The sequence below is a fragment of the Lysinibacillus sp. NPDC097214 genome (assembly GCF_050277945.1).
Lineage (GTDB): Bacteria > Bacillota > Bacilli > Bacillales_A > Planococcaceae > Lysinibacillus > Lysinibacillus xylanilyticus_B.
Genome location: NZ_JBNNSS010000019.1, coordinates 38,903 through 62,376 on the forward strand (window position 1 = coordinate 38,903; position 23,474 = coordinate 62,376).

At 38.8% G+C, this 23,474-nt stretch carries 20 protein-coding genes; 18 read left to right on the forward strand and 2 right to left on the reverse strand.

Features of this window, described 5'->3' with window-relative positions; genetic code table 11:
* Window positions 1–349: 349 nt before the first annotated feature.
* The 5 genes from ACQKMI_RS24135 (at window position 350) to ACQKMI_RS24155 (ending at window position 8,186) form a co-directional block, all read left to right on the forward strand.
* Complete coding sequence (locus ACQKMI_RS24135) at window positions 350–2,743, forward strand: SpoIIE family protein phosphatase (RefSeq protein ID WP_427493013.1); 2,394 nt, start codon at window positions 350–352, stop codon at window positions 2,741–2,743.
* A 28-nt stretch (window positions 2,744–2,771) separates the two neighbouring features.
* Window positions 2,772–4,178, forward strand: coding sequence for a tRNA lysidine(34) synthetase TilS (tilS, locus tag ACQKMI_RS24140; protein WP_427493015.1), 1,407 nt, complete (start codon window positions 2,772–2,774; stop codon window positions 4,176–4,178).
* A 65-nt stretch (window positions 4,179–4,243) separates the two neighbouring features.
* A complete protein-coding gene (gene hpt / locus ACQKMI_RS24145) occupies window positions 4,244–4,786 on the forward strand; it encodes a hypoxanthine phosphoribosyltransferase (RefSeq protein ID WP_323651203.1) in 543 nt (180 codons plus the stop codon).
* 399 nt (window positions 4,787–5,185) lie between these two features.
* Window positions 5,186–7,210 (forward strand): ATP-dependent zinc metalloprotease FtsH, encoded by a 2,025-nt coding sequence (gene ftsH / locus ACQKMI_RS24150; protein ID WP_427493017.1) that lies wholly within the window; start codon window positions 5,186–5,188, stop codon window positions 7,208–7,210.
* Window positions 7,211–7,352: 142 nt separating this feature from the next.
* On the forward strand, window positions 7,353–8,186 hold the full coding sequence (locus ACQKMI_RS24155; RefSeq protein WP_427493019.1) for an aldo/keto reductase: 834 nt from the start codon (window positions 7,353–7,355) through the stop codon (window positions 8,184–8,186).
* Between the two features lie 48 nt (window positions 8,187–8,234).
* Here ACQKMI_RS24155 and ACQKMI_RS24160 read toward each other — a convergent pair whose 3' ends face one another.
* A complete protein-coding gene (locus tag ACQKMI_RS24160) occupies window positions 8,235–8,408 on the reverse strand; it encodes a hypothetical protein (protein ID WP_427493021.1) in 174 nt (57 codons plus the stop codon).
* A 611-nt stretch (window positions 8,409–9,019) separates the two neighbouring features.
* On the opposite strand from ACQKMI_RS24160, the gene ACQKMI_RS24165 reads away from it, so the two are divergent.
* The 4 genes from ACQKMI_RS24165 (at window position 9,020) to cysK (ending at window position 13,038) form a co-directional block, all read left to right on the forward strand.
* Window positions 9,020–9,787 (forward strand): type III pantothenate kinase, encoded by a 768-nt coding sequence (locus ACQKMI_RS24165; protein ID WP_427493023.1) that lies wholly within the window; start codon window positions 9,020–9,022, stop codon window positions 9,785–9,787.
* A 21-nt stretch (window positions 9,788–9,808) separates the two neighbouring features.
* Window positions 9,809–10,690, forward strand: coding sequence for an Hsp33 family molecular chaperone HslO (hslO, locus tag ACQKMI_RS24170; RefSeq protein ID WP_427493025.1), 882 nt, complete (start codon window positions 9,809–9,811; stop codon window positions 10,688–10,690).
* Complete coding sequence (locus ACQKMI_RS24175) at window positions 10,674–11,645, forward strand: peptidyl-prolyl cis-trans isomerase (protein ID WP_427493027.1); 972 nt, start codon at window positions 10,674–10,676, stop codon at window positions 11,643–11,645. The genes hslO and ACQKMI_RS24175 overlap by 17 nt, the downstream gene beginning before the upstream one ends.
* 463 nt (window positions 11,646–12,108) lie before the next feature.
* On the forward strand, window positions 12,109–13,038 hold the full coding sequence (cysK, locus tag ACQKMI_RS24180) for a cysteine synthase A (RefSeq protein WP_427493029.1): 930 nt from the start codon (window positions 12,109–12,111) through the stop codon (window positions 13,036–13,038).
* A gap of 159 nt (window positions 13,039–13,197) precedes the next feature.
* Here cysK and ACQKMI_RS24185 read toward each other — a convergent pair whose 3' ends face one another.
* Window positions 13,198–14,046, reverse strand: coding sequence for a copper amine oxidase N-terminal domain-containing protein (locus tag ACQKMI_RS24185; RefSeq protein ID WP_427493030.1), 849 nt, complete (start codon window positions 14,044–14,046; stop codon window positions 13,198–13,200).
* A 267-nt stretch (window positions 14,047–14,313) separates the two neighbouring features.
* On the opposite strand from ACQKMI_RS24185, the gene pabB reads away from it, so the two are divergent.
* The 9 genes from pabB (at window position 14,314) to ACQKMI_RS24230 (ending at window position 22,580) form a co-directional block, all read left to right on the forward strand.
* Window positions 14,314–15,723, forward strand: a complete 1,410-nt coding sequence (gene pabB, locus ACQKMI_RS24190; protein ID WP_427493032.1) for an aminodeoxychorismate synthase, component I — start codon at window positions 14,314–14,316, stop codon at window positions 15,721–15,723.
* Window positions 15,720–16,301 carry an aminodeoxychorismate/anthranilate synthase component II gene (pabA, locus tag ACQKMI_RS24195; protein WP_427493034.1) on the forward strand — a complete coding sequence of 194 codons (582 nt, stop codon included), beginning with the start codon at window positions 15,720–15,722 and terminating at the stop codon, window positions 16,299–16,301. Before pabB ends, pabA begins: the two co-directional genes overlap by 4 nt.
* The gene (gene pabC / locus ACQKMI_RS24200) at window positions 16,302–17,141 is read left to right on the forward strand and encodes an aminodeoxychorismate lyase (protein ID WP_427493036.1); all 840 of its coding nucleotides are present in this window, start codon (window positions 16,302–16,304) and stop codon (window positions 17,139–17,141) included.
* Window positions 17,142–17,154: 13 nt separating this feature from the next.
* Complete coding sequence (gene folP, locus ACQKMI_RS24205; RefSeq protein ID WP_427493037.1) at window positions 17,155–18,009, forward strand: dihydropteroate synthase; 855 nt, start codon at window positions 17,155–17,157, stop codon at window positions 18,007–18,009.
* Complete coding sequence (gene folB / locus ACQKMI_RS24210; RefSeq protein WP_079563711.1) at window positions 18,009–18,374, forward strand: dihydroneopterin aldolase; 366 nt, start codon at window positions 18,009–18,011, stop codon at window positions 18,372–18,374. Before folP ends, folB begins: the two co-directional genes overlap by 1 nt.
* Window positions 18,374–18,895, forward strand: a complete 522-nt coding sequence (folK, locus tag ACQKMI_RS24215) for a 2-amino-4-hydroxy-6-hydroxymethyldihydropteridine diphosphokinase (protein ID WP_427493039.1) — start codon at window positions 18,374–18,376, stop codon at window positions 18,893–18,895. Before folB ends, folK begins: the two co-directional genes overlap by 1 nt.
* Before the next feature lie 82 nt (window positions 18,896–18,977).
* Window positions 18,978–20,018 carry a tRNA dihydrouridine synthase DusB gene (gene dusB, locus ACQKMI_RS24220; RefSeq protein ID WP_323651218.1) on the forward strand — a complete coding sequence of 347 codons (1,041 nt, stop codon included), beginning with the start codon at window positions 18,978–18,980 and terminating at the stop codon, window positions 20,016–20,018.
* Window positions 20,019–20,198: 180 nt separating this feature from the next.
* Window positions 20,199–21,701 (forward strand): lysine--tRNA ligase, encoded by a 1,503-nt coding sequence (lysS, locus tag ACQKMI_RS24225; RefSeq protein ID WP_427493041.1) that lies wholly within the window; start codon window positions 20,199–20,201, stop codon window positions 21,699–21,701.
* A 606-nt stretch (window positions 21,702–22,307) separates the two neighbouring features.
* The gene (locus tag ACQKMI_RS24230; protein WP_323651220.1) at window positions 22,308–22,580 is read left to right on the forward strand and encodes a hypothetical protein; all 273 of its coding nucleotides are present in this window, start codon (window positions 22,308–22,310) and stop codon (window positions 22,578–22,580) included.
* Window positions 22,581–23,474: the final 894 nt, after the last annotated feature.

Below are 23,474 nucleotides of genomic sequence, written 5' to 3' on the forward strand. Positions count from 1 at the left end.
ATCGACACTGCTGACTATAGTAATTATGACGAAAAAAGGGACATCAATCGATGAAAATGGAAGGGTGAAAGGGCATTAGACCTCTCGTGGCATAGATTTTGTAAAGCATCTTATATAACGACAGCGGAACATAATTGATGAAATTTTCTGTCATTTAAAGCCTGCCCCATAAAAAGAAATATTCCTAATCTTGTGCAGCTTAGTAGGTTATGTAGAAATTGTTGCCATTTCTCGTATTTATGCATATGTATTCGTCGAAATGTTTATATTTTTTTCTGCCACCGTCAGACAATCTTTCCGTACATAATTTTTTATAATAGCTCCAAAAGTGCAGAAAGGGGATAGTGAAATGGCGAGTATTGAATGGTATAACACGGCAAATGTAGACGAACAAAAATTAGGAGTGAAAAAAAGGCAATTGTTAATAGGCTCTTTATTTTTTTTAACATCCTTCTTTTTAGCTCAGTCCGTTGTATTTGAAGCGGCCGTGCCTTTCTCGGTTCCTTTTTGGGCAATTATACGAACGAAGTATAAGGAATACGCCAAGTATGTTTTGTTTGGTGGTCTGATAGGATGTTTTTTTCTTGGATTTGGACAAGTCTTCATTTTAGCATTGCAAATCGTTATGTATGAATGCATCATGCGCTTCCGTTATTGGCAGCTACCACAAAGTATAGCAGTCTCTTTAGCGGTACTGCTTGTGCAGATAATGTGGCAGGGAGTTATGCATCAAGGTTTACCACCGGTGCTTGTGCAATTTTATGTAGGTTGTGAAGCGGCTTTAGCTCTTATTATGACGTTGTTTATGCAAGTGTTGTTTGTCAATTCTTATGAATGGTTTACGAGCCATTGGACTTATGAGAAGCTGGGTTCTGGATTAGTGGTATTTGCTGCTATGCTTACAGGGATGCAAGCAGTTGTCATTAGCTATTTTTCACTCCCCATTTTTTTATTACAACTATTAATTTGCTTCGGTGCATTAGTAGGGAGTGTACCATTAGCGACAGTTATCGGAGCGGTGCTCGGAACTCTAATTGGCGTTGCAAAACTTTCGTTTACGGGTATGCTTTCTGTAGCTACCTTAACAGGATTGTGTGCAGGGATGGGGGCCCGCGTTGGAAGATTTGGTGTAGCAATTGGCAGTATTTTGCCGAGTGTGTTTTTTTTATTTTACGATGCAACATTGCCGTTAGATAGCGTTTATTTTACATCGATTGCAGTTGGGAGTATTGCTTTTCTATCCATTCCGAAAAAATATTCAGAAAAGGTGCGGGACAAGCTGTTTCCGCAGCGTGAGGAGGTCTTACTTGCCCGTCAAAGTTGGTTAACGGAGCATGTTACGTTTAAATTAGAGCATTTTCAGCATTTTGTACAATTTATGAAGGAGCTCGTGTTTGAGCGCTTTATGACAGCTCCGATAGAAGAGGTGAAGGAAGTGTCGCCGATGAATACATGCCTAAGTTGTTTCCGCTATGATCACTGTTGGGGAGCGCAAAATAACGGAATGGACAAGCTAATGACAGACTGGTTTCATATGAAAGGCGTTGGAAAGGATTCTGGTATGCATCGTGTCGAAGAACAAATACGTTATAAATGTGTGAAATCAACAAAAATTTTCGAAGAATTGGAAACAGAGCTGTACAGAGAGCGTATTAATGGTCAGTATTTTCATGGTAAGAAAATGATTGCGCTTCAGTTACGTGATATGAGCAATCATCTAAATCAGTTAATAGCGGAGATGAAAGAAGAGACTATTTCTTTCGCTAGTGTGGAAAAGGACATTACTCAACAATTAAAAGATGCACATATTGAATGCTTTCAACTAGATGTGCTTAGTAATAAGCCTGGAGCGCGAAAAATTGTCTGCGCTTTAGCACCAGCGCAGGTCGATTGGGAGGAAGACACAACATTAGCTGAACGGATGATATTGCCGATTTTATATGATATTTTTGAAGAACCATTTGAAATTGAAAAAGTAGTAGCATGTGATATACCATTTCGCCATATTCAAGTAAGCTTTAGATCAGCTATTAGCTTTGAAGTAGAGTATGATATATATAGCATGTCTAAAGATGCGACGTTATATTCCGGTGATTCCCATGCGTTATTTCAATTACATCCAGGATTATTTGCAATTTTATTATCAGATGGTATGGGGCAGAGTAAAGAAGCACAGCATGAGAGTAGAAAGTTAATACATTTAATGCGAGAATGTTTAAATTACAACATGAACCCAGAGACTGCGATGCACACGTTGCATTATGTCATGTCCTTAAAGCAACAAAACGATATGTATGCAACGCTTGATTTTGCGCTTGTCGATTTACAACACGGTGATTTATGGTCGTGGAAGGCTGGGGGAATGTCTACGTATATTTTACGTGGGAAAGAGGTGCTGAAGGTTGAAAGTAATGCAGCTCCTGTAGGTTTTTTATCCATTTCAGCAGTAGAGGCGGAAAAAAGAAAGCTTAAGGCGGGCGATGTAATTTTGATGCACTCTGATGGATTATTTTCAAGTGTTGATGATTGGGACGAGCAGGAAGAGACATTTTTAGCGTATGCCCAGCAGGTTGCGAGCACTAATAAAACCATACAGGAAAAACTAACGACGATTATGCAATCTTTCCAATCTTACTATGACATTGAAGACGATTGCACTGTATTGATGTTAGAGGTTACACATGTTGTACCTACATGGGCTGTGTTTAGACCGGTTCAACACTCTATGAGCAATTCATCATAATAGAGAACGAAAAGGGGAGGAGAAGCGTTTGTCACTTGAATTAAAGGTCAAAAAAATTATCGAAAAAGAGCAATTATTACAGCAAGACGACCATCTTCTCGTCGCCGTTTCGGGTGGAGTAGATTCAATGGCTTTACTCCATTATTTTGTTAAATCAAAAGATCAATGGGGAATTACGGTAGAAGCCGTGCATGTTGATCATATGCTAAGAGGTGAAGCATCGGCTGAGGACAGAGCTTTTGTCCAAAAATATTGTGATGAGTATGGTGTACACCTATATGCAAAGGCTATTCCAATACCGGAGATTATGGCTTTAGAAAATGGGAATACACAGCTTATTTGTCGTAGAGAACGGTATCAATATTTTAAAGAGGTCATGGAAAAAACGAATGCAAGCAAGCTTGTAACTGCACATCATGCGGACGACCAACTGGAGTCAGTATTAATGGCCCTGACAAAAAATGCAACGATAAATGGTATGCAAGGTATACGTTCACAACGTATTTTTGAAGGAAAAACATTAATTCGTCCGTTTTTAACGGTTACAAAGTCCGAAATAAGGGAATATTTATTTAAGCAGGGTTTAGATCATCGTGAAGACGCTAGCAATTCTAAGGACACTTATGTACGCAATCGTTTTAGACATCATGTGGTGCCTTTGTTGGAGTCAGAAAATCCACGAGTAACAGAGCAGGTAACCCATTTTACAAAACAATTGCAAGAAGACGATGCCTATTTAATGACATTAGCGGAGGATGTATTTTCTAGAATAGTAAAAAGAATTGATGGAAATACATATAGCATGGAAATTAAGGCTCTTCAATTGGTACCACTTGCTTTACAAAGGAGGCTCATTTTAATACTATTAAACTATCTTTACAAAGATTCAAATACGATACAAAGTTATGCTTTATTGACTTCTATTACAAAGCTTTTTGATACGACAGCTGGGTATGCTGAAGTTCACTTGCCAGAAAATTTTATAGCTGTTCGCCGTTACGGAAAATTTACGATTCAGAAGAAAGCGTCATTAGAAGGTCAAGCTTCTCCTGAGAAAATGATTATTTCGACTGCTAATGGGTGGACAACACTGACAAATGGTGAATGTTTATGCGTAGTCGAGTTGCCTGATTTATCGTCTAAAATGCTGACGGATACTGCACAACTTTTTTATTTTAACGCTAGCAAACTCAAACTTCCACTCTATGTTAGGGCGCGTAAGGAAGGGGATAGAGTGCTGTTAAAAGGAATGGATCGGCCAAAACGCTTATCTCGCCTTTTTATAGATGAAAAGATTCCTTTAAATGAGCGGAATAGCTGGCCGTTACTGATTTCTCAATCTGAAGAGGTCGTAGCGGTAATTGGTGTACGTATGGGAATGTTGTTTTCAACCTCTCCGCAACCAAACGATGATACAGTGCTCATCGTAGACTAAGGTCTTTGTAAAAATTTCACCCCAAATGGTTGAACATTTTTTTATACACACGAGGAGGAATCGATATGTTACAAAATGACATCGAAAAAGTAATGATTACAGAAGAACAATTGCAAGAAAGAATCGCTGATTTAGGCGCACAATTGACAGAGGAATATAAAGATTCATTCCCGTTAGCTGTTGGTGTTTTAAAAGGGGCTATGCCTTTTATGACTGACTTAATGAAACGTTTCGATTCTTTCATTGAGCTAGATTTTATGGATGTTTCTAGCTATGGCAATGCTACAGTTTCATCTGGGGAAGTAAAGATTCTAAAGGATTTAAATACAAGCGTCGAGGGGCGTGACGTATTAATCATCGAGGATATCATTGATAGTGGCTTAACGTTAAGCTATTTAGTAGACTTATTTAAATACCGCAAAGCAAAATCCATCAAAATCGTTACATTGTTAGATAAACCATCAGGTCGTAAAGTAAACTTAGGTGCTGATTATGTTGGTTTTGAAGTACCGGACGGTTTTGTTGTAGGGTATGGTTTAGACTATGCAGAAAAATACCGTAATTTACCGTATATCGGCATTTTAAAACCAGCAGTTTATTCTTTCTAACAAGTAAGAAGTTACCGAAAGAACACCAGCTATGAAGAGAAGAGCCTCCAGCGAAGGTCATAGATTTTTAGTTTTTTTACTTCTTTCAGTAAGTGTTTACGTAGCGAAAGCAAAACGTCAGCACGATTGAGTGACCAACATCACGTTGGCTCAAAGCTGATTCCGGGCGCAATTATGCCGAGGCAAAATTGATTATAAATCAAAAAAATCTAGGCACGTTGTTCTGAATGAAGTAACGGATACAAACGCTGGAACATAGTAAATAAATGCATAAAAATGTTTCGATTTCGACAAAAATCGCACGAAACATTTTTTATGTAGGGCTTTTCGTTGTATGATGAAATCATGATATGTTAAGATTTTACTTATAATTTTTCTGTTGTAATGAGGAGGCTGGAGATGAATCGAATATTTCGATATACCATATTCTATTTACTGATTTTCTTAGTGATTATCGGTATATTTGGTACTTTCAATGGTGGAACTTCACCAACGAAAGAGTTATCTTATCATGAGTTATTAGAAGCTCTAGATAAGAATGAAATAACAAGTGCTACAATTCAACCTGATAAATCAGTATACATCGTTGAAGGTACATTGAAGGGGTATGAAAAAGGAGAAAGCTTTACTGCAAACATCCCTACCACTAACCAATCTTTAATGGACCGCATCGATAAGGCTGCTAAGGATAAAAATAGTAATATTACATTTTTAACAGCGCCAGAAACAAGTGGATGGATTCAGTTCTTTACAGGAATTATTCCCTTCATCATTATCATTTTCTTATTCTTCTTCCTAATGAGTCAATCTCAAGGTGGCGGAAATAAAGTGATGAGCTTTGGTAAAAGTAAAGCCAAACTTTATGACGATCAGAAGAAAAAAGTTCGTTTTACAGATGTAGCGGGTGCTGATGAAGAGAAAGCGGAGCTTGTTGAAGTTGTTGATTTCTTAAAAGATCACCGTAAATTCACTGAAATTGGTGCTCGTATTCCAAAGGGTATCTTACTTGTAGGTCCTCCTGGTACAGGTAAAACATTACTTGCACGAGCAGTAGCAGGTGAAGCAGGCGTCCCATTCTTCTCGATTTCAGGTTCTGACTTCGTAGAAATGTTCGTCGGTGTCGGTGCATCACGTGTTCGTGATTTGTTTGAAAATGCAAAGAAAAATGCACCTTGTATCATCTTTATCGATGAGATTGATGCAGTAGGTCGTCAACGTGGCGCAGGTCTTGGTGGTGGCCATGACGAGCGTGAACAAACACTGAACCAATTATTAGTTGAAATGGATGGTTTCGGGGCAAACGAAGGTATTATTATTATCGCTGCAACAAACCGCCCAGATATTTTAGATAAAGCTTTATTACGTCCTGGTCGATTTGACCGTCAAATTACAGTAGGACACCCTGATGTAAAAGGTCGTGAAGCAATTCTAAAAGTACATGCGCGCAACAAACCTTTATCAGAGTCAGTGGATTTAGCAGCTGTTGCACAACGTACACCAGGTTTCTCGGGTGCCGACTTAGAGAACTTGTTAAATGAGGCTGCACTTGTAGCGGCTCGTAAAAGCAAACGTACAATTAATATGGCAGATATCGATGAAGCATCTGACCGAGTAATTGCAGGTCCGGCAAAAGCTAGCCGCGTTTACTCAGCAAAAGAGAAGAAACTTGTATCCTTCCATGAAGCCGGCCACGTAGTTGTTGGTTTGGAGTTAGATGAAGCAGATACAGTACACAAAGTAACAATCGTTCCTCGTGGCCAAGCTGGAGGTTACGCGATTATGTTACCGAAAGAAGAACGTTTCTTCACAACAAGACAAGAACTACTAGACCGTATTGCTGGACTTCTTGGAGGTCGTGTGGCAGAGGAGATCGTACTTGGTGAGGTATCTACTGGGGCGCATAATGACTTCCAAAAGGTAACAAGTATTGCGCGTGCCATGGTCACTGAATATGGTATGAGTGAAAATCTTGGTGCAATGCAGTTTGGTTCAAGTCAGGGTGGGAATGTATTCCTTGGTCGTGATTTTAATTCAGATCAAAATTACTCTGATTCAATTGCTTACGAAATTGATAAGGAAATGCAAAAAATTATCGATTCGCAATATGAGCGTACTAAACGAATCCTAACTGAAAAACGTGGATTACTTGATTTAATTGCTAACACATTAATGAAAAAAGAAACATTGAATGCGCAAGAAATCGAGCATTTACGTGATCACGGTGTCTTACCGGAACCAGAGGTAGAACCGGTTGTAGAAAAAGCTCCTAAAGTTGAAACTCAACCAATATTAGATGTAGTTGGTGAAACAGTTGTTAAGAAAGAATTGCTTAACAATGAACCGAATCCAACAACAGCTGATTTACCTAAAGAGGACAGAGGGCCGAATGATACAGCAAAAGGTATCGATGAAAAGCGTGATTAATATGGGAAAGACTGTTTACGATTTTAGTAAGCAGTCTTTTTCTTTGCCTTTTTTCTGTAGTAGGTATTACGATAGAACCTATATTACGCAGCTGCGTAATATAGGTTCTTTTTAGAGCCAAAATAGATAGGAGTGTTGAAACATGGGAAGCGTAACATTGAATAATGGTTTAGAAATGCCGTTAATCGGCTATGGCGTTTTTCGAGTACCTGAAGGCGATGACTTGGCTGAAGCGGTAAAAACAGCTATTGCAAAAGGTTACCGTAGCATTGATACAGCTCAAGTATATCGCAATGAAGAAAGTGTAGGGCGAGGAATTCGTTCTGCGATTGATGAGGGCTTAGTAACACGTGAAGAACTATTCGTAACATCAAAGGTTTGGAACGATGGACTCTCCTATGAAGAAACACTTGCAGCCTATGATAGTAGTTTAGAGAAATTAGGATTAGATTATTTAGATTTATATTTAGTTCACTGGCCAGGTATAGATACAAATTACGTTGATGTTTATAAAGCGCTTGAAAAAGTCTATCAGGATGGACGTGTACGCTCAATTGGTGTTAGTAATTTCCATGTTCGTCATTTGGAAAATTTATTAAAGGAAACATCAGTTGTTCCTGTTATTAATCAAATTGAATTTCATCCGCACTTAACTCAAGAGGAAGTACGTGCATTTTGTAAGGAGAACGGAATACAGGTAGAAGCGTGGTCACCACTAATGAATGGTTCTTTATTGGAGGAATCATTGATACAGCAGCTAGCTTCTAAATATGGCAAAACACCTGCACAAATTGTGTTACGCTATGATGTTCAGCATGGTGTAGTCACTATTCCAAAAACAATGACTCCTGCACGAATGACGGAAAATCTCACGGTCTTTGACTTTGCGTTAACAGAGGAAGAAATGGCTCAGTTAGATGCACTAAATGATGGATTACGTTGCGGACCTGACCCAGAAAAATTTAATTTTAAATAATATGAAAGGAGCTACCTAAGATGAGGGTGGCTCTTTTCAAATTAAATTTCATACTAAAAAGTGAAATTGATTTCCGTTCCAAGCTACTCGCTTTGTCGCTGACGCTTCGCTTTCGCGCAGAGCAGAGCTTCCTGTGGGCGAGCGTCGAGCCGCTTCCTCCGCTAAAGGAACGAAGGCTAAATGCGTCACGTCCTGTGACAATGCCTTCGTGACCAACATCATGTTGGCCTCAGGGTCTCGCCTGTCTCGCTTTCCCACGGGAGTCGAGTAGCCTTCCACTCCAATCAGCGATAGCGTAAAACTTTTATAAATTTTATTCCTTTCAAAAGTGAGTAATATTGCGACCTATAACATGGAAGTATTGCAGACCTGTTATTGCTAACGCTATGCTTTCGCGCAAAAGCACATATTGTTGAAGCTTTTTTATAACTATAAATAGAGTGCCCTGCCAGAAGACACACGCTAAGTAGATTGGTTGATCTTCGTTACGGCTGGGTGACTCCTTGGGGATTAGCGGCTCATCGGACGCCCCCAGGAAAGCACCCAGCTGGAACGGAAATCAACCCCACGTTTTGGTGATAGGAAATAAATTGAAAGGAGATACCCATGATGAGGGTGACTCCCTTTTGTAGTGAGATGAATGCTATTTCATAGGAATAAAAGTGTGGTATCATTTTCTAAAGTGTTTTAACTTCTTTCCGATTCCAGACGCAATTATGCCGAGGCATAATTAATTTTGATTTTTTGTGCTTGAGTATGCATTGTTTTAGTTGTATCAATCGCATAGTGACGGGTACAATTACGGTGAGGGGCATAAATAGGAGGCATCGACCATGATTTTAGTTTTAGATGCAGGAAATTCGAATATCGTTTTAGGTGTCTATGATGACAACGATCAATTGGCCTTCCATTGGCGTATGGTGACAGACCTTCATAAAACAGAAGATGAATACGCAATGCAAGTATTATCTTTCTTTAATCATGCAGGCATTTCATTTGAACAGGTCAAAGGCATTATTATATCCTCTGTTGTACCACCAATCATGTTTTCATTAGAAGCAATGTGTCAAAAGTATTTTCAAAAAAAACCGCTCGTCGTAGGACCAGGTGTGAAAACAGGATTGAATATTAAATATGAAAACCCTCGTGAAGTTGGCTCAGACCGTATAGTGAACGCTATTGCGGCTCTTGATGATTATAAAGCACCACTGATTATTGTTGATTTTGGTACTGCCACGACATATTGTTACTTAAATGAAAAGGGCGATTATATGGGCGGTGCTATCGCTCCAGGTATTTCGATTTCAACGGAGGCGCTGTATACACAGGCAGCTAGATTGCCGCGTATTGAAATATTGCGCTCTACACATATTGTTGGAAAGACAACCGTATCTGCTATGCAGGCCGGAATTTTTTATGGCTTTGTTGGGCAAGTTGAGGGAATTGTTAATCGCATGAAAGCACAAAGTAAGGAAGAACCTTTAGTAATTGCTACTGGAGGATTAGCAAATTTAATTGCTGGGGAGACGCAAGCTATTGATGTAGTCGACCCGTTTTTAACATTAAAAGGCTTATATAAGCTATTTAAACGCAATCAATAAGAAATGAGGGACATTTCATTTATGAAAGACTATTTAGTACGGGGTTTAGGATTCAACGGACAGGTTCGTGTTTTTGCGGCTTGTACAACAGCAACAGTAGGAGAAGCGCAAGGCCGTCATAATACATGGCCTGTTGTATCAGCAGCCCTTGGTCGTTCTATGACTGCTGCGGTGATGATGGGTGCCATGTTAAAAGGTGAGGAAAAAATCACTGTTAAAATTGAGGGGAACGGTCCAATCGGTCCAATGGTAATTGACAGTAACGCGCACGGTGAAGTACGTGGCTTTGTGACAAATCCTCATGTTCATTTCGATTTAAATGAGCACGGTAAGCTTGATGTTCGAGCAGGTGTTGGAACAGAGGGTGCATTAACGGTCGTAAAAGATCTAGGCTTGAGAGACATGTTCTCTGGACAAACGCCAATTGTATCAGGTGAAATTGCTGAGGACTTTACTTACTATTTTGCTACATCAGAGCAAGTGCCTTCATCAGTTGGGTTAGGGGTTTTAGTAAATCCTGATAACACAATCCTTGCAGCTGGTGGCTTTATTCTTCAATTAATGCCAGGCTGTGATGAAGAGACAATCAATGAAATTGAGCAGCATCTTGCTACTCTAGAGCCTGTTTCAAAAATGATTGAAAAAGGTTTTACACCTGAGCAAATTTTAGAGGCAGTATTAGGAGAAGGCCATCTACAAATTTTAGATTCCATGCCTGTAGAATTTAAATGTCAATGTTCAAAAGAGCGATTTGGTGCAGCAATTTTAGGGTTAGGGATACAAGAAATTCGAGAAATGATTGAAGAGGATGGCAAAGCAGAAGCACAATGTCACTTCTGTTTAGAAACATACCGTTTCTCAAAAGAAGAGTTAGAAGGATATATTGATGAGCTCAAAGCGTAATCGACGACCTTTATCCGCTGAAACACCTAACCAAACGCCCTTACTGCAACGCCGACTTAAGACAAAACCGGCTTTAACAGTTATTGCAATCTTGTTATTAGGAAATATTTTATGGTTTATTACTTGGTTAATCCCTAATAAAGACCAGGAAATTGGTAGCGACGAGCAAGTCGCTGCCGTTGACGGGGAAACTATTACACGTCAAGAGTGGATGATTGCCATGGAAGAACGCTATGGTAAAGAGACGCTACAAAATTTAGTGAATGAATCTGTGATGGAAAAGGCAGCTAAAAAATTTAAAATCCAAGTGAAGGATAAGGAGATTGATTTAGAGTTAGCCTTAATGCGTTCTGCTCAAGATAAATTTGATACTGCCATGCAAAACCTTTCATCAGAGCAACTACGCCAAAAAATTCGCTCACAGCTTATTTTGGATAAGGTGTTGACGAAAGATGTGGTTATAAAAAAAGGTAGTATTGAGAAATATTATGAGGAAAATCAGGCACTATACAATACGAAAACAAACTATCGTACGAATTTTATAGAGCTGGACTCAAAAAAAGCTGCTGAGGAAGCATTCAGTGAAATAAAAAATGCCTCTGATTTTTCGGTGCTAGCACGTGAAATATCCTTAGACAGTGCGTCGGCTAGCTTAGGTGGAGATATCGGTTTCCTTACAGAAAATCAAGAAAATATCGATCCTGCCATTTTAAAATCAGTGAAAGCTTTAAAAGCAGGTGAAGTTAGTAAAGCATTTAAGCTTGCTAACGGTCATTATGGAATTGTACAAGTACAAGAGATATTAGAAGGGCAATCCTTTACATATGACGATGTGAAAGAACATATTGAACGTGAGCTTGCCTTAGAGCAGTTGTCACAATCTGTTACACCAGAAGCATTTTGGTCTGAATTTAATGCAACTTGGTATTACGGTGAAGCGAAAAAAGGTAAATAACAGATTGCTCTGAAATATAGAGCTGGGAGACTTCTGTATCTGTCACTTCGCTTTCGCTACCAAAAAATTTGTAACTGCCGTTTCACTTACGTTACATAAAACATCTGTACCTGACGCTACACTTTCGGTACAAAAAACATTTGCTGAAAGAAGTTAAAAAATCTGCGAGATATCTGCGGGAAAAGTGAGCCAGGGAAATCCCTGCAGACGTTTATCGTCAACAGAGTAACGGCCACCCCAGGATATTGAGCAGATTTTTATTTCCCTTCTTTCGCAAATGTTGGCCGAAAGCATTATGACGTGATTACGCCAAGGTGAAATTGTTTCAAGTTGAGGTTGGATCGGTTGCAATAAATATTCTGAAAATATAAGTTATAATTATTGACAATCGAATGGAAAAATTGATAAAATCAAAAATAAGTAAAACCTATAAAAATAGTAGGGATTAGGAGTGGATTGATAAATGAGTAGATTAGCAAACTCGGTGGCTGAATTAGTTGGTAAAACGCCAATTGTTAAATTAAATCATGCAACAGGTGAAAATGAAGGTACTGTTTATGTGAAATTAGAATACTTTAACCCGGGCAGTTCAGTAAAAGACCGTCTAGCTTTAGCGATGATTGAAGCCGCTGAGAAAGACGGTACATTAAAGCCAGGTGGTACAATTATTGAGCCTACTTCTGGAAATACAGGTATTGGACTTGCAATGATTTCTGCAGCTAAAGGCTATAAAGCGATTTTAGTAATGCCAGAAACAATGAGCTTAGAGCGTCGTAACTTATTGCGTGCTTATGGTGCAGAGCTTGTATTAACACCTGGACCAGCAGGTATGAAAGGTGCAATTTCTAAGGCGGAGGAATTGTCTGCTGAGCATGGCTACTTCTTACCACAACAATTCACGAACCCAGCTAATGCTGTTGTTCACCGTTTAACAACAGGTCCAGAAATTGTAGAAGCATTTGAAGGTTTAACATTAGATGCATTCGTTGCTGGTGTTGGTACAGGAGGTACAATTACGGGTGCAGGTGCTGTGCTAAAAGAGCAATACCCAGATATTGAAATTATTGCTGTTGAACCAAAAGATTCACCAGTACTTTCTGGCGGTCAACCAGGGCCTCATAAAATTCAAGGTATCGGAGCTGGCTTCGTACCTGAAGTATTAGATACAGATGTATACTCTACAGTATTCCCAGTTGAAAATGAGATTGCTTTTGAAGTGGCACGTAAAGTAGCACGTGAAGAAGGTATCTTATGTGGTATTTCATCAGGTGCAGCTATTCATGTTGCTATTGAAGCAGCAAAACGTTTAGGTAAGGGTTCAAATGTTCTTGCAATCGTACCTTCAAATGGGGAACGTTATTTATCAACACCGTTATATCAATTCGAAGACTAATCCAATTATTTGTAGGTAAGGGCTCCTTTAACGAGGAGTCTTTTTTTTATGATTAATGAAGCCGAGGCATAATTGATCATAAAAAAACTGCCCGTAAGTGTTAGTGGTATAACTAACACCTATGGAGCAGTTCAAAATATATGATTAGGATAGACTTCACTATACAACTGTATTACTTAAGACTTTTACAAAGCCATTGTTAGTGGCAGTATTAAATAATTTATTAATAGATTCAAGTGCTTTATCAGTGAATAAATACCATTTATCCGCAGTAACATCGTGAATTAATGCTTTTGGGTATCCTTTCAATTCTTCATCCGAGAAGGGTCCATTTAAAGAATAAAGGTCAAACTGTTGGATGCTTTTATTTTCATGACTCATAAAATTATATTGTCCATCCTTATAATAGGAACCCGGAACGTCTAGATTAATTTGCCATGAATAGTTAGCAGGGGCATCAACAACTTTTCCTTTATTTTCAGTGAAAATTTTATATAAGGCTTTATTATAGGTGTTCCCTTGGATCTGCTGTACGATCCCGCCCATTGTCATATGGTATTCATATTGAACAGCTTTTACTTTAACATTGTTCATAACCAATGGCGCAGTATCTATTGTTACTGTGGAATTTTGATAATTGACCTGACAACCAAAAGTCTCTGCAATAAATCGAATAGGAACAAATAGTCTATTGTTCTTTAAATATGGTTTGACATCAAGTAACTCTGTTTTACCGTTTTTTATGACAGTGTTGCTATTCGGTTGTAACGTTATCTGCATTTTGTTATTCGTTAGTGTTACTTTTGAGTCTTTCCAATTTACTGTTGCTCCCAAATTTTCGCTGATAACACGCAAAGGCACCATTGTTCGATTATTCTTAGTTTCTGGTGCAACATCTGTAGTAACGACAACACCATCTATCTTAATAGTACTATGTGCTGCATATGCAGGTAGAGAAATCAGCGTGAGTATCATGGCGAGGAAAATCCCTGAAAAAATCTTTTTCATGAAGTAACAGCTCCTTTTTATGAAATGAATATACACAATTTGTAAAAATTTCTATTTGTTATTAGTATAGCAAAGGCTCTTCTTTTAGCCAAATTATAAATAAGACATATATATTTAAAAAGTATTTGTTGCTGACGCTTCGCTTTCGCACAGAAAATAATTGATGAAAGAAGTTGAATTTTACGTGGCAATTGAAAAATATTCGCTTCACAGCAATATTCAAGTTAAGATGGAATCACATCATATGACTTAAAGGGGAATAGCAACTTGAAGACAATACTGACGAAAACAATATCGATGGATGCAGACTCGTTTTTTTATAGTTATAAGAAGCAAGCAGAAGCAGAACAAGCACATATATTTTTAGAAAGTGGACGCGGAGGAAATTTTACGATAGCTGCTTGGAATCCATTAGCTACAGCACAATCGGTTGAGAATGGTTTACTTGTAAAGTGGAGAAATGGTGAGACAGAAAATTTAAACGGTGAGCCTCTTACTTTATTAGAGAAATTAGTGGAGGAATATCGCGTTTCATATAATGCTGAGCTTCCTGTTTTTCAAGGTGGAGCTATTGGGTTTGTTGCATACGATTACGCTCGTAAAATCGAAGTGTTGCCTAATAATGCTATAGATGATTTACATGTACCAGATATCTATTTTTATATGTTTGATTGCTGGGCAGTACACGATGTGAAAACAAATAAAGTGACGCTTATGAAGCTAGCAGACTGTCATGTAAATTTGGAGGAATGGGCTAATGCGTGGCAAGGGGCAGCGCAAGAAGGACTGCTTACTCGTAAATTTGAAAAAGCAAGTGCTGTAGAAATAGTAAATGACGAAAATGAATTGTTAGTATCATTCGCTGGAACGGCCTTTGAGGAAGCGGTGAGTAAGATCCAAACATACATAGCGCAAGGTGATGTATTCCAAGTGAATTTGTCAGTACGTCAATCTAAAAAGTTAAACGCAACTGCAATGGATGTATATGAAGCGTTACGTGCATTTAACCCTTCTCCTTACATGGCTTATATAGAAGCACCGGATTTTGCTGTCGTTTCGGGTTCACCTGAGCTTTTGGTGAAGCGTCACGGCAATGAATTGTCTACTCGACCGATTGCTGGTACACGGCCAAGAGGGAAATCCGAGGCGGAGGATTTAGCGTTAGCACAGGAATTGATTGATAACGACAAGGAACGTGCCGAACATGTAATGCTAGTTGATTTAGAGCGTAATGATTTAGGAAGAGTATCTACTTATGGGACGGTTGAAGTGGATGAGTTCATGGTGATTGAACGCTATTCACACGTGATGCACATTGTTTCCAATGTACGAGGAGAAATAGCTGAAGGGAAAACCAATGCAGACGTTATCCGTGCCATGTTCCCAGGAGGAACAATAACAGGTGCACCGAAAATTCGTACGATGGAGATTATTGAAGAATTAGAACCTGTAAGAAGAGGATTATACACGGGTTCGATTGGCTGGCTAGGCTATACAGGTGATATGGAATTTAATATTGTCATTCGTACAGCGTTTGTTAAAGATGGGGTAGCTCATATCCAGGCGGGAGCAGGCATTGTTATTGATTCTGTTCCGGAAAGAGAATACCAAGAATCTTTAAATAAAGCGAAGGCGATGTGGCAGGCTAAGGCAATGGCAGAGGAGCGAGCAAAATGATTTTAATGATTGATAACTACGATTCTTTTACGTATAACCTTGTACAGTATTTTGGGGAATTTGGTCATGAATTAGTGGTCAAAAGAAACGATGTATTGACGGTGAAAGATATTGAGCAGCTTGCGCCAGATATGATTGTCATTTCTCCTGGGCCATGTAGCCCGAATGAAGCAGGTGAAAGTCTGAACATTATTAAGTATTTCGCGGGAAATATTCCGATTTTAGGCGTTTGTCTTGGCCATCAAGCCATTGCTCAAGTATTCGGGGGGGATGTTATACGAGCTGAGCGTTTGATGCATGGTAAAACATCACCTGTGCTACATGCTGAAATAGGTTTGCATAAGGGGATGCCAAATCCATTTGAAGCTACTCGTTACCATTCTTTAATTGTAGAGAAGAAAACATTACCTGCATGTTTTGAAGTGACGGCATGGACAGAAGAAGGCGAAATTATGGGCATTCGTCATAAGGATTATCCAATTGAGGGAGTGCAATACCATCCTGAATCGATTATGACAGAGCAAGGTAAAAAGCTTCTACGCCAGTTTATAGATTTGTATGTTGAGGGAGCGAAGTAAATGCTGTGCTGGATGAATGGAGACTACATAGCGGCGCAGGACTTGCGCATTTCACCATTTGATCATGGATTTTTATACGGGTTAGGCTTTTTTGAAACGTTTCGAACGTATAAAGGAAAGACGTTTAGCTGGGAAGCGCATATGGAAAGGTTGCAAACAGCACTTTCTCAATATCGTATTCATATGTCCTATACCGAAGCGGATTTACTTAAGGTTGTTCAGCGATTAAATGAACAGGCCAATGGACAGGATGGTTATTTCCGTATAAACGTCTCAGCTGGAGATCATAGTATCGGTTTACAGCCTACCGAATACAGATACCCGAATGTTATTGTTTTTCGCAAAGAATTACACGATACACCTCGAGGTATGGAAAAAAACGCACAGTGGCTTGTAACACCGCGTAATACTCCCGAAAAAGGGCTTCGTGTGAAATCACATCATTATGGCAATAACGTACTTGGACGTTTTGAGATGCCATCTCTGGCGCAACAGGAGGGCTTCTTTGTAACAGAAGATGGCTTTGTTGCTGAAGGTATTACATCAAATATCTTTTGGATGAAAAATGATATACTATATACGCCTTCCTTAGAAACTGGTATTTTACCTGGAATTATCCGAGCGTGGGTAATTGAACGAGCACAATCTCTAGGGATTAAGGTAAGAGAAGGTTTCTTTACTAAAGAGGACGTAGAGCAATGCTCAGAATGCTTTATTACCAACTCTATACAAGAGCTAGTTCCAATACGTAAATTAGAGAACAAGCAGTTACTAGGCAATAAAGGGCCTGTTTATTCGCGTTTACATGAAGCATTTGTCAATGAAGTGGAACAAGAATAGAAGGAGAGTTTACATGCTAGAAAAATATACAACAACATTAACTATTAACGGTATCACGTTGGACTATACAGCAGAAACTTTTGTGATGGGTATTTTAAATGTCACACCGGACTCATTTTCAGATGGAGGAAAGTATAATAACGTTGAAGCTGCTGTTGAGCAAGCGAAAAAAATGGTAGCTGAAGGTGCTAAAATTATTGATGTTGGCGGAGAATCAACGCGGCCAGGTTATGAACGTATCTCCGATGAAGATGAAATTGCACGAATTGTGCCAGTTATTCAAGCTTTAGTAGCTGAAGTGCCTGCAATTATATCGGTTGATACGTATAAAGCGAACGTAGCTCGAGCGGCTATTGAAGCTGGTGCGCATATTATTAATGATATTTGGGGTGCGAAGGCTGACCCTGAGATTGCTCAGGTGGCTGCAGATTTAAATGTACCGATTATTTTAATGCATAATCGAGACAACACTGATTATGGTACTGATTTCTGGATAACGGCAAAGGCCGACTTAGAAAAGAGTATTGCTATTGCCCGAAATGCAGGTGTAACAGATAATCATATTATTTTAGATCTGGGCATAGGTTTTGCGAAAACTACCGCTCAAAATATAGAAATGATGCAACATTTAGAGGATTTGGTAGCGATGGGTTACCCTGTTTTGCTAGCGACTTCACGTAAATCAATGATTGGTAATGTCCTAAAGCTGCCTGTTGAGGAGCGTATAGAAGGTACAGGTGCAACGGTTGTTTACGGTATTGAAAAGGGCTGCCATATGATTCGTGTGCATGATGTAAAGGAAATGGCACGAGCGACACATATGGCTGATATTTTAGTGGGTAAGCGTATTTATAAGGAGGAAGCGTAATGGACTATATTCATTTAAAGGATATGCAGTTTTACGGCTATCACGGTGTTTTAGCAGCGGAAACAACACTTGGTCAACGCTTCCGTGCCAATGTTTCACTTGCTGTAGATATGACAAAGGCTGGAGAGACTGATGACTTGGACTATACGGTGAACTATGCAGAGGTTTATGCGTTATGCCGTGATATCGTTGAAGGCGAGCCGTTCAAGCTTATTGAAGCACTTGTTTCAAAAATAGCAAACAGTATTTTAGAGACATACTCAGAAAAGGTTAAGGGTGTTCGCGTGGAGCTTATTAAACCGGACCCACCGATACATGGTTATTATAAAGAGGTGTCAGTAGAGGTAACGAGAGGTGATTACTAATGAATGATGTGTATTTATCGATCGGTACAAATATGGGAGAGCGATTTGAAAACCTACAACATGCTGTTAAACTTTTAGAGGGCAAAGATGATATTGAAGTTGTACAAATTTCTTCAGTTTATGAAACAGCGGCGGTAGGCTACACGGACCAAGCAGACTTTTTAAATATTGCTGTTCGCATTAAAACGAGTTATTCATCTTCTGAAATGCTGAAAATTTGCCAATGGGTAGAAAGTGAACTAGGGCGGGTTCGTGAATTACGATGGGGCCCACGAATCATTGACCTTGACATTTTGCTCTACAATCACGAAAATATTGAAACTGAAAGCTTAATTGTTCCACATCCAAGAATGTATGAGCGAGCTTTCGTACTAGTACCACTTATAGAAATTACGCCTGCGCCAGTTGGAGAACAGCTGCGAAGGGCACACGATATAATGCAACAGATGGATTGTGAAGAGGAAGGCGTAACTTTATGGCAAGCATCAGCAGAGCTGAAAATGATGCAGTCCGTTAATTAGGTTTCTAATCCTTAAGTTAAAGCCTCCTGCGGTTGCTTTTATATAGAAATAGGTGAAAACCTATAGAAGGGGGAAAACAACATTGAGTCAGACAACTGAGAAGCCGTTTCAAATTGGGGATATAGTCATGGACAACCGTGTCGTATTAGCACCAATGGCTGGAATCTGTAACTCTGCTTTCCGTTTAACTGTTAAGGAGTTCGGAGCAGGGCTAGTATATGCAGAAATGATTAGTGATAAAGGGATTGTCCAGAAGAACGAAAAAACACTAGGCATGCTTTATATCGATGAGCGTGAAAATCCACTTTCACTGCAAATTTTCGGTGGTGATAAGGCAACACTTGTGGAAGCGGCCAAGTATGTAGATGAGAACACATCTGCCGATATTATCGATATTAATATGGGCTGCCCGGTTAATAAAATTATTAAATGCGAAGCGGGCGCGCGGTTACTTTTAGACCCGAATAAATTATATGAAATGGTAGCGGCTGTTGTAGATGCTGTAAAAAAACCAGTCAGCGTAAAAATGCGTATTGGTTGGGATGACGAGCATATCTTTGCAGTTGAGAACGCACAAGCTGCTGAGCGTGCTGGTGCTTCAGCAATAGCTGTTCATGGACGTACACGTGTACAAATGTACGAAGGAAAAGCAAATTGGGATATCATTCGTCAAGTGAAGGAAAATGTGAAAATTCCTGTGCTTGGTAATGGTGATGTAGAAACTCCTCAAGATGCAAAACGTATGCTTGATACTACTGGGGTAGATGCAGTAATGATTGGACGCGCTGCTTTAGGTAATCCATGGATGATTTATCGTACAGTTCAATACCTTGAAACTGGTGAGCTAAAGGAAGAGCCAAGTGTACGTGAAAAAATTGATGTGTGTTTGCTTCACTTTGAACGCCTTATGCAATTAAAAGGAGAGAGTGTGGCAGTACGTGAAATGCGTAAACACGCTTCATGGTATTTAAAAGGTATTCGCGGTAATGGTAAAGCGCGTAAAGCGATTAACCAAACAGAAACTGCGGTAGAACTTCGTGCGCTATTAAATGGAATTGTACAAGACTATGAAGAGCTTGAATCTACATTAATAGTTCCAGAAGCAAAAGAATTAATTATTTAATACATTAAAAAGGCGTCTCATTGTTTTGGGACGTCTATTTTTCTGCTAACATTAATTTTTAGAATTATTAATCATTTTTTCTCTTATGGAAATTAAAACGAAACAGATGATTACAGCTATAAAATTGTGTACAATAGAAATATTATGGATGTAAACGCAACGCGGATAATTTAATAAGGAGTGAATCAAGTGTCAAACATAGAAGAATTAAATGATCAGCTTTTGGTGAGACGCCAAAAAATGACGGCTATTCGAGATAATGGTCAAGATCCATTTGGTAGTCGTTTTGAACGTACGCATTTATCAACAGAAGTACGTGAACAATTTGCGGATCAAACAAAAGAGCAGCTAGAGGAAAACCTACAAGAGGTAATTATTGCGGGTCGTATTATGACGAAACGCGGTAAAGGAAAAGCTGGTTTTGCACATATTCAAGATTTAGGTGGCCAAATTCAAATTTACGTTCGCCAGGATCATGTTGGCGAAGAAGCATATGAATTATTTAAACAAGCTGACCTAGGTGATATCGTAGGGATTCGTGGTAATGTATTCCGAACACAAGTGGGAGAGCTTTCAGTAAAGGCTGAAGAATTTACATTCTTATCAAAAGCGTTACGCCCTATGCCGGAAAAATTCCATGGCTTACAAGATGTTGAACAACGTTACCGTCAACGTTATTTAGATTTAATGACGAATGAGGAAAGTAAAACAACATTTATTACACGTTCTAAAATTATCCGTGCTATTCGCAATTATTTAGATAATGCAGGATATTTAGAAGTAGAAACACCAATGCTTCATACAATTGCTGGTGGTGCAGCGGCTCGTCCATTTATTACACACCACAATGCACTTGATATGGAATTATATATGCGTATTGCAATTGAACTGCATTTGAAACGTCTAATTGTTGGTGGACTAGAGAAAGTGTATGAAATTGGTCGTGTTTTCCGAAATGAAGGGATCTCAACACGCCACAACCCTGAATTTACAATGATAGAGCTATACGAAGCTTATGCGGACTACAAAGATATTATGGCTCTAACAGAAAACCTTGTTGCTCATGTAGCGCAAGAAGTTTTGGGTACTACTACAGTGCAATACGGTGAAGATGAAATTAATCTTGCTGTAGGCTGGAAGCGAGTTCATATGGTAGATGCAGTTAAAGAAGCTACAGGTGTAGACTTCTGGCAGCCTATGACTAAGGAACAAGCTCAAGCACTTGCTAAAGAACATGGTGTAGAGGTTAAAGAATCACATGAGGTAGGGCATATTATTAACGAGTTCTTCGAGCAAAAGATCGAAGAGACTCTTGTTCAGCCAACATTTGTTTATGGTCATCCGGTAGAAATCTCACCTCTAGCAAAGAAAAATCCAGAGGACGAGCGTTTTACTGACCGTTTTGAATTATTTATCGTTCGACGCGAGCATGCAAATGCCTTTACAGAACTTAACGATCCTATTGACCAACGTGAGCGCTTTGAAGCTCAGTTAGTTGAAAAAGCAGCCGGTAATGATGAAGCGCATGAAATGGACAATGATTTCATTGAAGCGTTAGAATACGGTATGCCTCCAACAGGTGGATTGGGTATTGGTATTGACCGTTTAATCATGCTTCTTACAAATTCACCATCAATTCGCGACGTATTATTATTCCCTACAATGCGTCATACTACTAAATAGTTGTTTTAACTATTTCAGCGGATGTCGAAACACACGCTGAAATAGAGGAACTCAGTCTAAGAACGCCACGCCCTGTGCGCACAAAGCCGATTCCGGACGCAATTATGCCGAGGCATAATTGACATAGCACGACTACTACTCGGGATAAAAAGCGGTAATCGAACTAGAAAAGAACAGCTTTGTTAAGGGGTAATCGTGAAAAAGCAGGAGTCGAGGTGTAGGAGAAGCACTAAGACTCCTGTTTTGATCTTTTGCGATGATTACTTAGTTAATGTTTGAAAAGTTTAACTTCTTTTAGCGGAAGTCTCCCACCTCTATAGGTGTTGAGATTAATGCAGTTTTAAGTCACTTTTCAGCGGGTGTCCAAACATCCGCTGAAATAGAGGAACTCAGTCTAAGAGCGCCACGTCCTGTGGCGACGACTGAGTGACCAACATCGTGTTGGCCCAAAGCCTCCGGCGGACGCAATTATGCCGAGGCATAATTGCTAAAAAGAATTAAGTAGAGTATTTAAATGATGAATGAATATAAGGTATACTTTTAGAGTTCTGTTATTTACAGATAAAGTAGAAATAGACATTATAGAAGTATTATTGGAGGCTTATAATGAATTATAAAATCTTTAACAAACAAGTATTTGAACAAGCGCAAGTACGCTCAGTTTCAGATGTTCTGTTTACTGAGGAAGAGCTTGAAAATGGCATGAAATTAGCGGTTTCTAAGTCGGAACCGACCCTTGCTTTATATTTAGTAGAGATAGATGGTCAGAAGAAGTTTGATGTCCGTTGGGATGATTCCTCTGAAGTTTTCAGTGGCTGGTATTCAGCATGGGATAATTTCTCTTGGTGCCTAGATGTAGTTGATAAACAAAGTAATTAATTAGAATTAGTAGATTCTTTATATTTTAGTTTTGAAAAACACACTTTCAATTTTGAATTCCGCATTTGAAAAGCGAACATAATATATTCTTCTTTCTTTTTTTGTTATTATGTGCGGAACAATAAAGTTAAAAAGTAATAAACATGAATAAGTAGGAGTCGAGGTGTAGGAGAACCACTTTGGCTCCTTTCTTCTATTGTATATTTGTTAGAGTGATGTGTAAGAGGAGCGATGACGCATTTTAATGTGTAGATCTTAGATGCTTTTTCAAGGAAAGCTTGAGAAAGTATCCTTTTAAAAAGGACTATACTTTGATAGAAGTAATACTCTTCTTATTTAGTTTGTTGAGATTTTAAAGAAAGAGATGTATAGTAAAACAAATAAAGTGATAGATAAAAGATTGTAAGAGTTATTTAGTTCTCGAAAAAACACAAAATCTCTTATTAAATCGCTATTTACAATAAAGATAATTTTATAGTAAAAAAACACTTGCGGTTGTATTAGAATCATGATAAATTATTACTTGTCGTTAAGACGACGTAAGAAACAAAATGAATTCGAAAAAAACATCAAAAAAGATGTTGACATCGAAAACCAAGAATGATATTATATAAGAGTTGTCGCTTCTGAAACGAAGTAAAAAAACTTCTAAAAAAAGAGTTGACAACGAAAAACGAAAAATGTTATACTATAAAAGTTGTTGAAACAAAACAACAACGAAATGAACCTTGAAAACTGAACAAGCAAAACGTAATCAATAAAGTTTTTAGTAGCTAACCTTGAGTTAGTGAACGAAACGAAATTTTGGACATCAAACATGATGCCAGCAAAACAATTTGAGCTAATCAAATTTCTTTTTATGGAGAGTTTGATCCTGGCTCAGGACGAACGCTG

Bases quoted from the DNA above. Each gene is read 5' to 3' on its own strand.
- cysK (WP_427493029.1), top strand. From the start codon at position 12,109: ATGAGTAGATTAGCAAACTCGGTGGCTGAATTAGTTGGTAAAACGCCA.
- ftsH (WP_427493017.1), top strand. From the start codon at position 5,186: ATGAATCGAATATTTCGATATACCATATTCTATTTACTGATTTTCTTA.
- folK (WP_427493039.1), top strand. From the start codon at position 18,374: ATGAATGATGTGTATTTATCGATCGGTACAAATATGGGAGAGCGATTT.
- hpt (WP_323651203.1), top strand. From the start codon at position 4,244: ATGTTACAAAATGACATCGAAAAAGTAATGATTACAGAAGAACAATTG.
- hslO (WP_427493025.1), top strand. From the start codon at position 9,809: ATGAAAGACTATTTAGTACGGGGTTTAGGATTCAACGGACAGGTTCGT.
- folB (WP_079563711.1), top strand. From the start codon at position 18,009: ATGGACTATATTCATTTAAAGGATATGCAGTTTTACGGCTATCACGGT.
- ACQKMI_RS24135 (WP_427493013.1), top strand. From the start codon at position 350: ATGGCGAGTATTGAATGGTATAACACGGCAAATGTAGACGAACAAAAA.
- folP (WP_427493037.1), top strand. From the start codon at position 17,155: ATGCTAGAAAAATATACAACAACATTAACTATTAACGGTATCACGTTG.
- pabC (WP_427493036.1), top strand. From the start codon at position 16,302: ATGCTGTGCTGGATGAATGGAGACTACATAGCGGCGCAGGACTTGCGC.
- ACQKMI_RS24165 (WP_427493023.1), top strand. From the start codon at position 9,020: ATGATTTTAGTTTTAGATGCAGGAAATTCGAATATCGTTTTAGGTGTC.
- pabA (WP_427493034.1), top strand. From the start codon at position 15,720: ATGATTTTAATGATTGATAACTACGATTCTTTTACGTATAACCTTGTA.
- ACQKMI_RS24155 (WP_427493019.1), top strand. From the start codon at position 7,353: ATGGGAAGCGTAACATTGAATAATGGTTTAGAAATGCCGTTAATCGGC.
- ACQKMI_RS24185 (WP_427493030.1), bottom strand. From the start codon at position 14,046: ATGAAAAAGATTTTTTCAGGGATTTTCCTCGCCATGATACTCACGCTG.
- ACQKMI_RS24230 (WP_323651220.1), top strand. From the start codon at position 22,308: ATGAATTATAAAATCTTTAACAAACAAGTATTTGAACAAGCGCAAGTA.
- ACQKMI_RS24175 (WP_427493027.1), top strand. From the start codon at position 10,674: ATGAGCTCAAAGCGTAATCGACGACCTTTATCCGCTGAAACACCTAAC.
- ACQKMI_RS24160 (WP_427493021.1), bottom strand. From the start codon at position 8,408: ATGATGTTGGTCACGAAGGCATTGTCACAGGACGTGACGCATTTAGCC.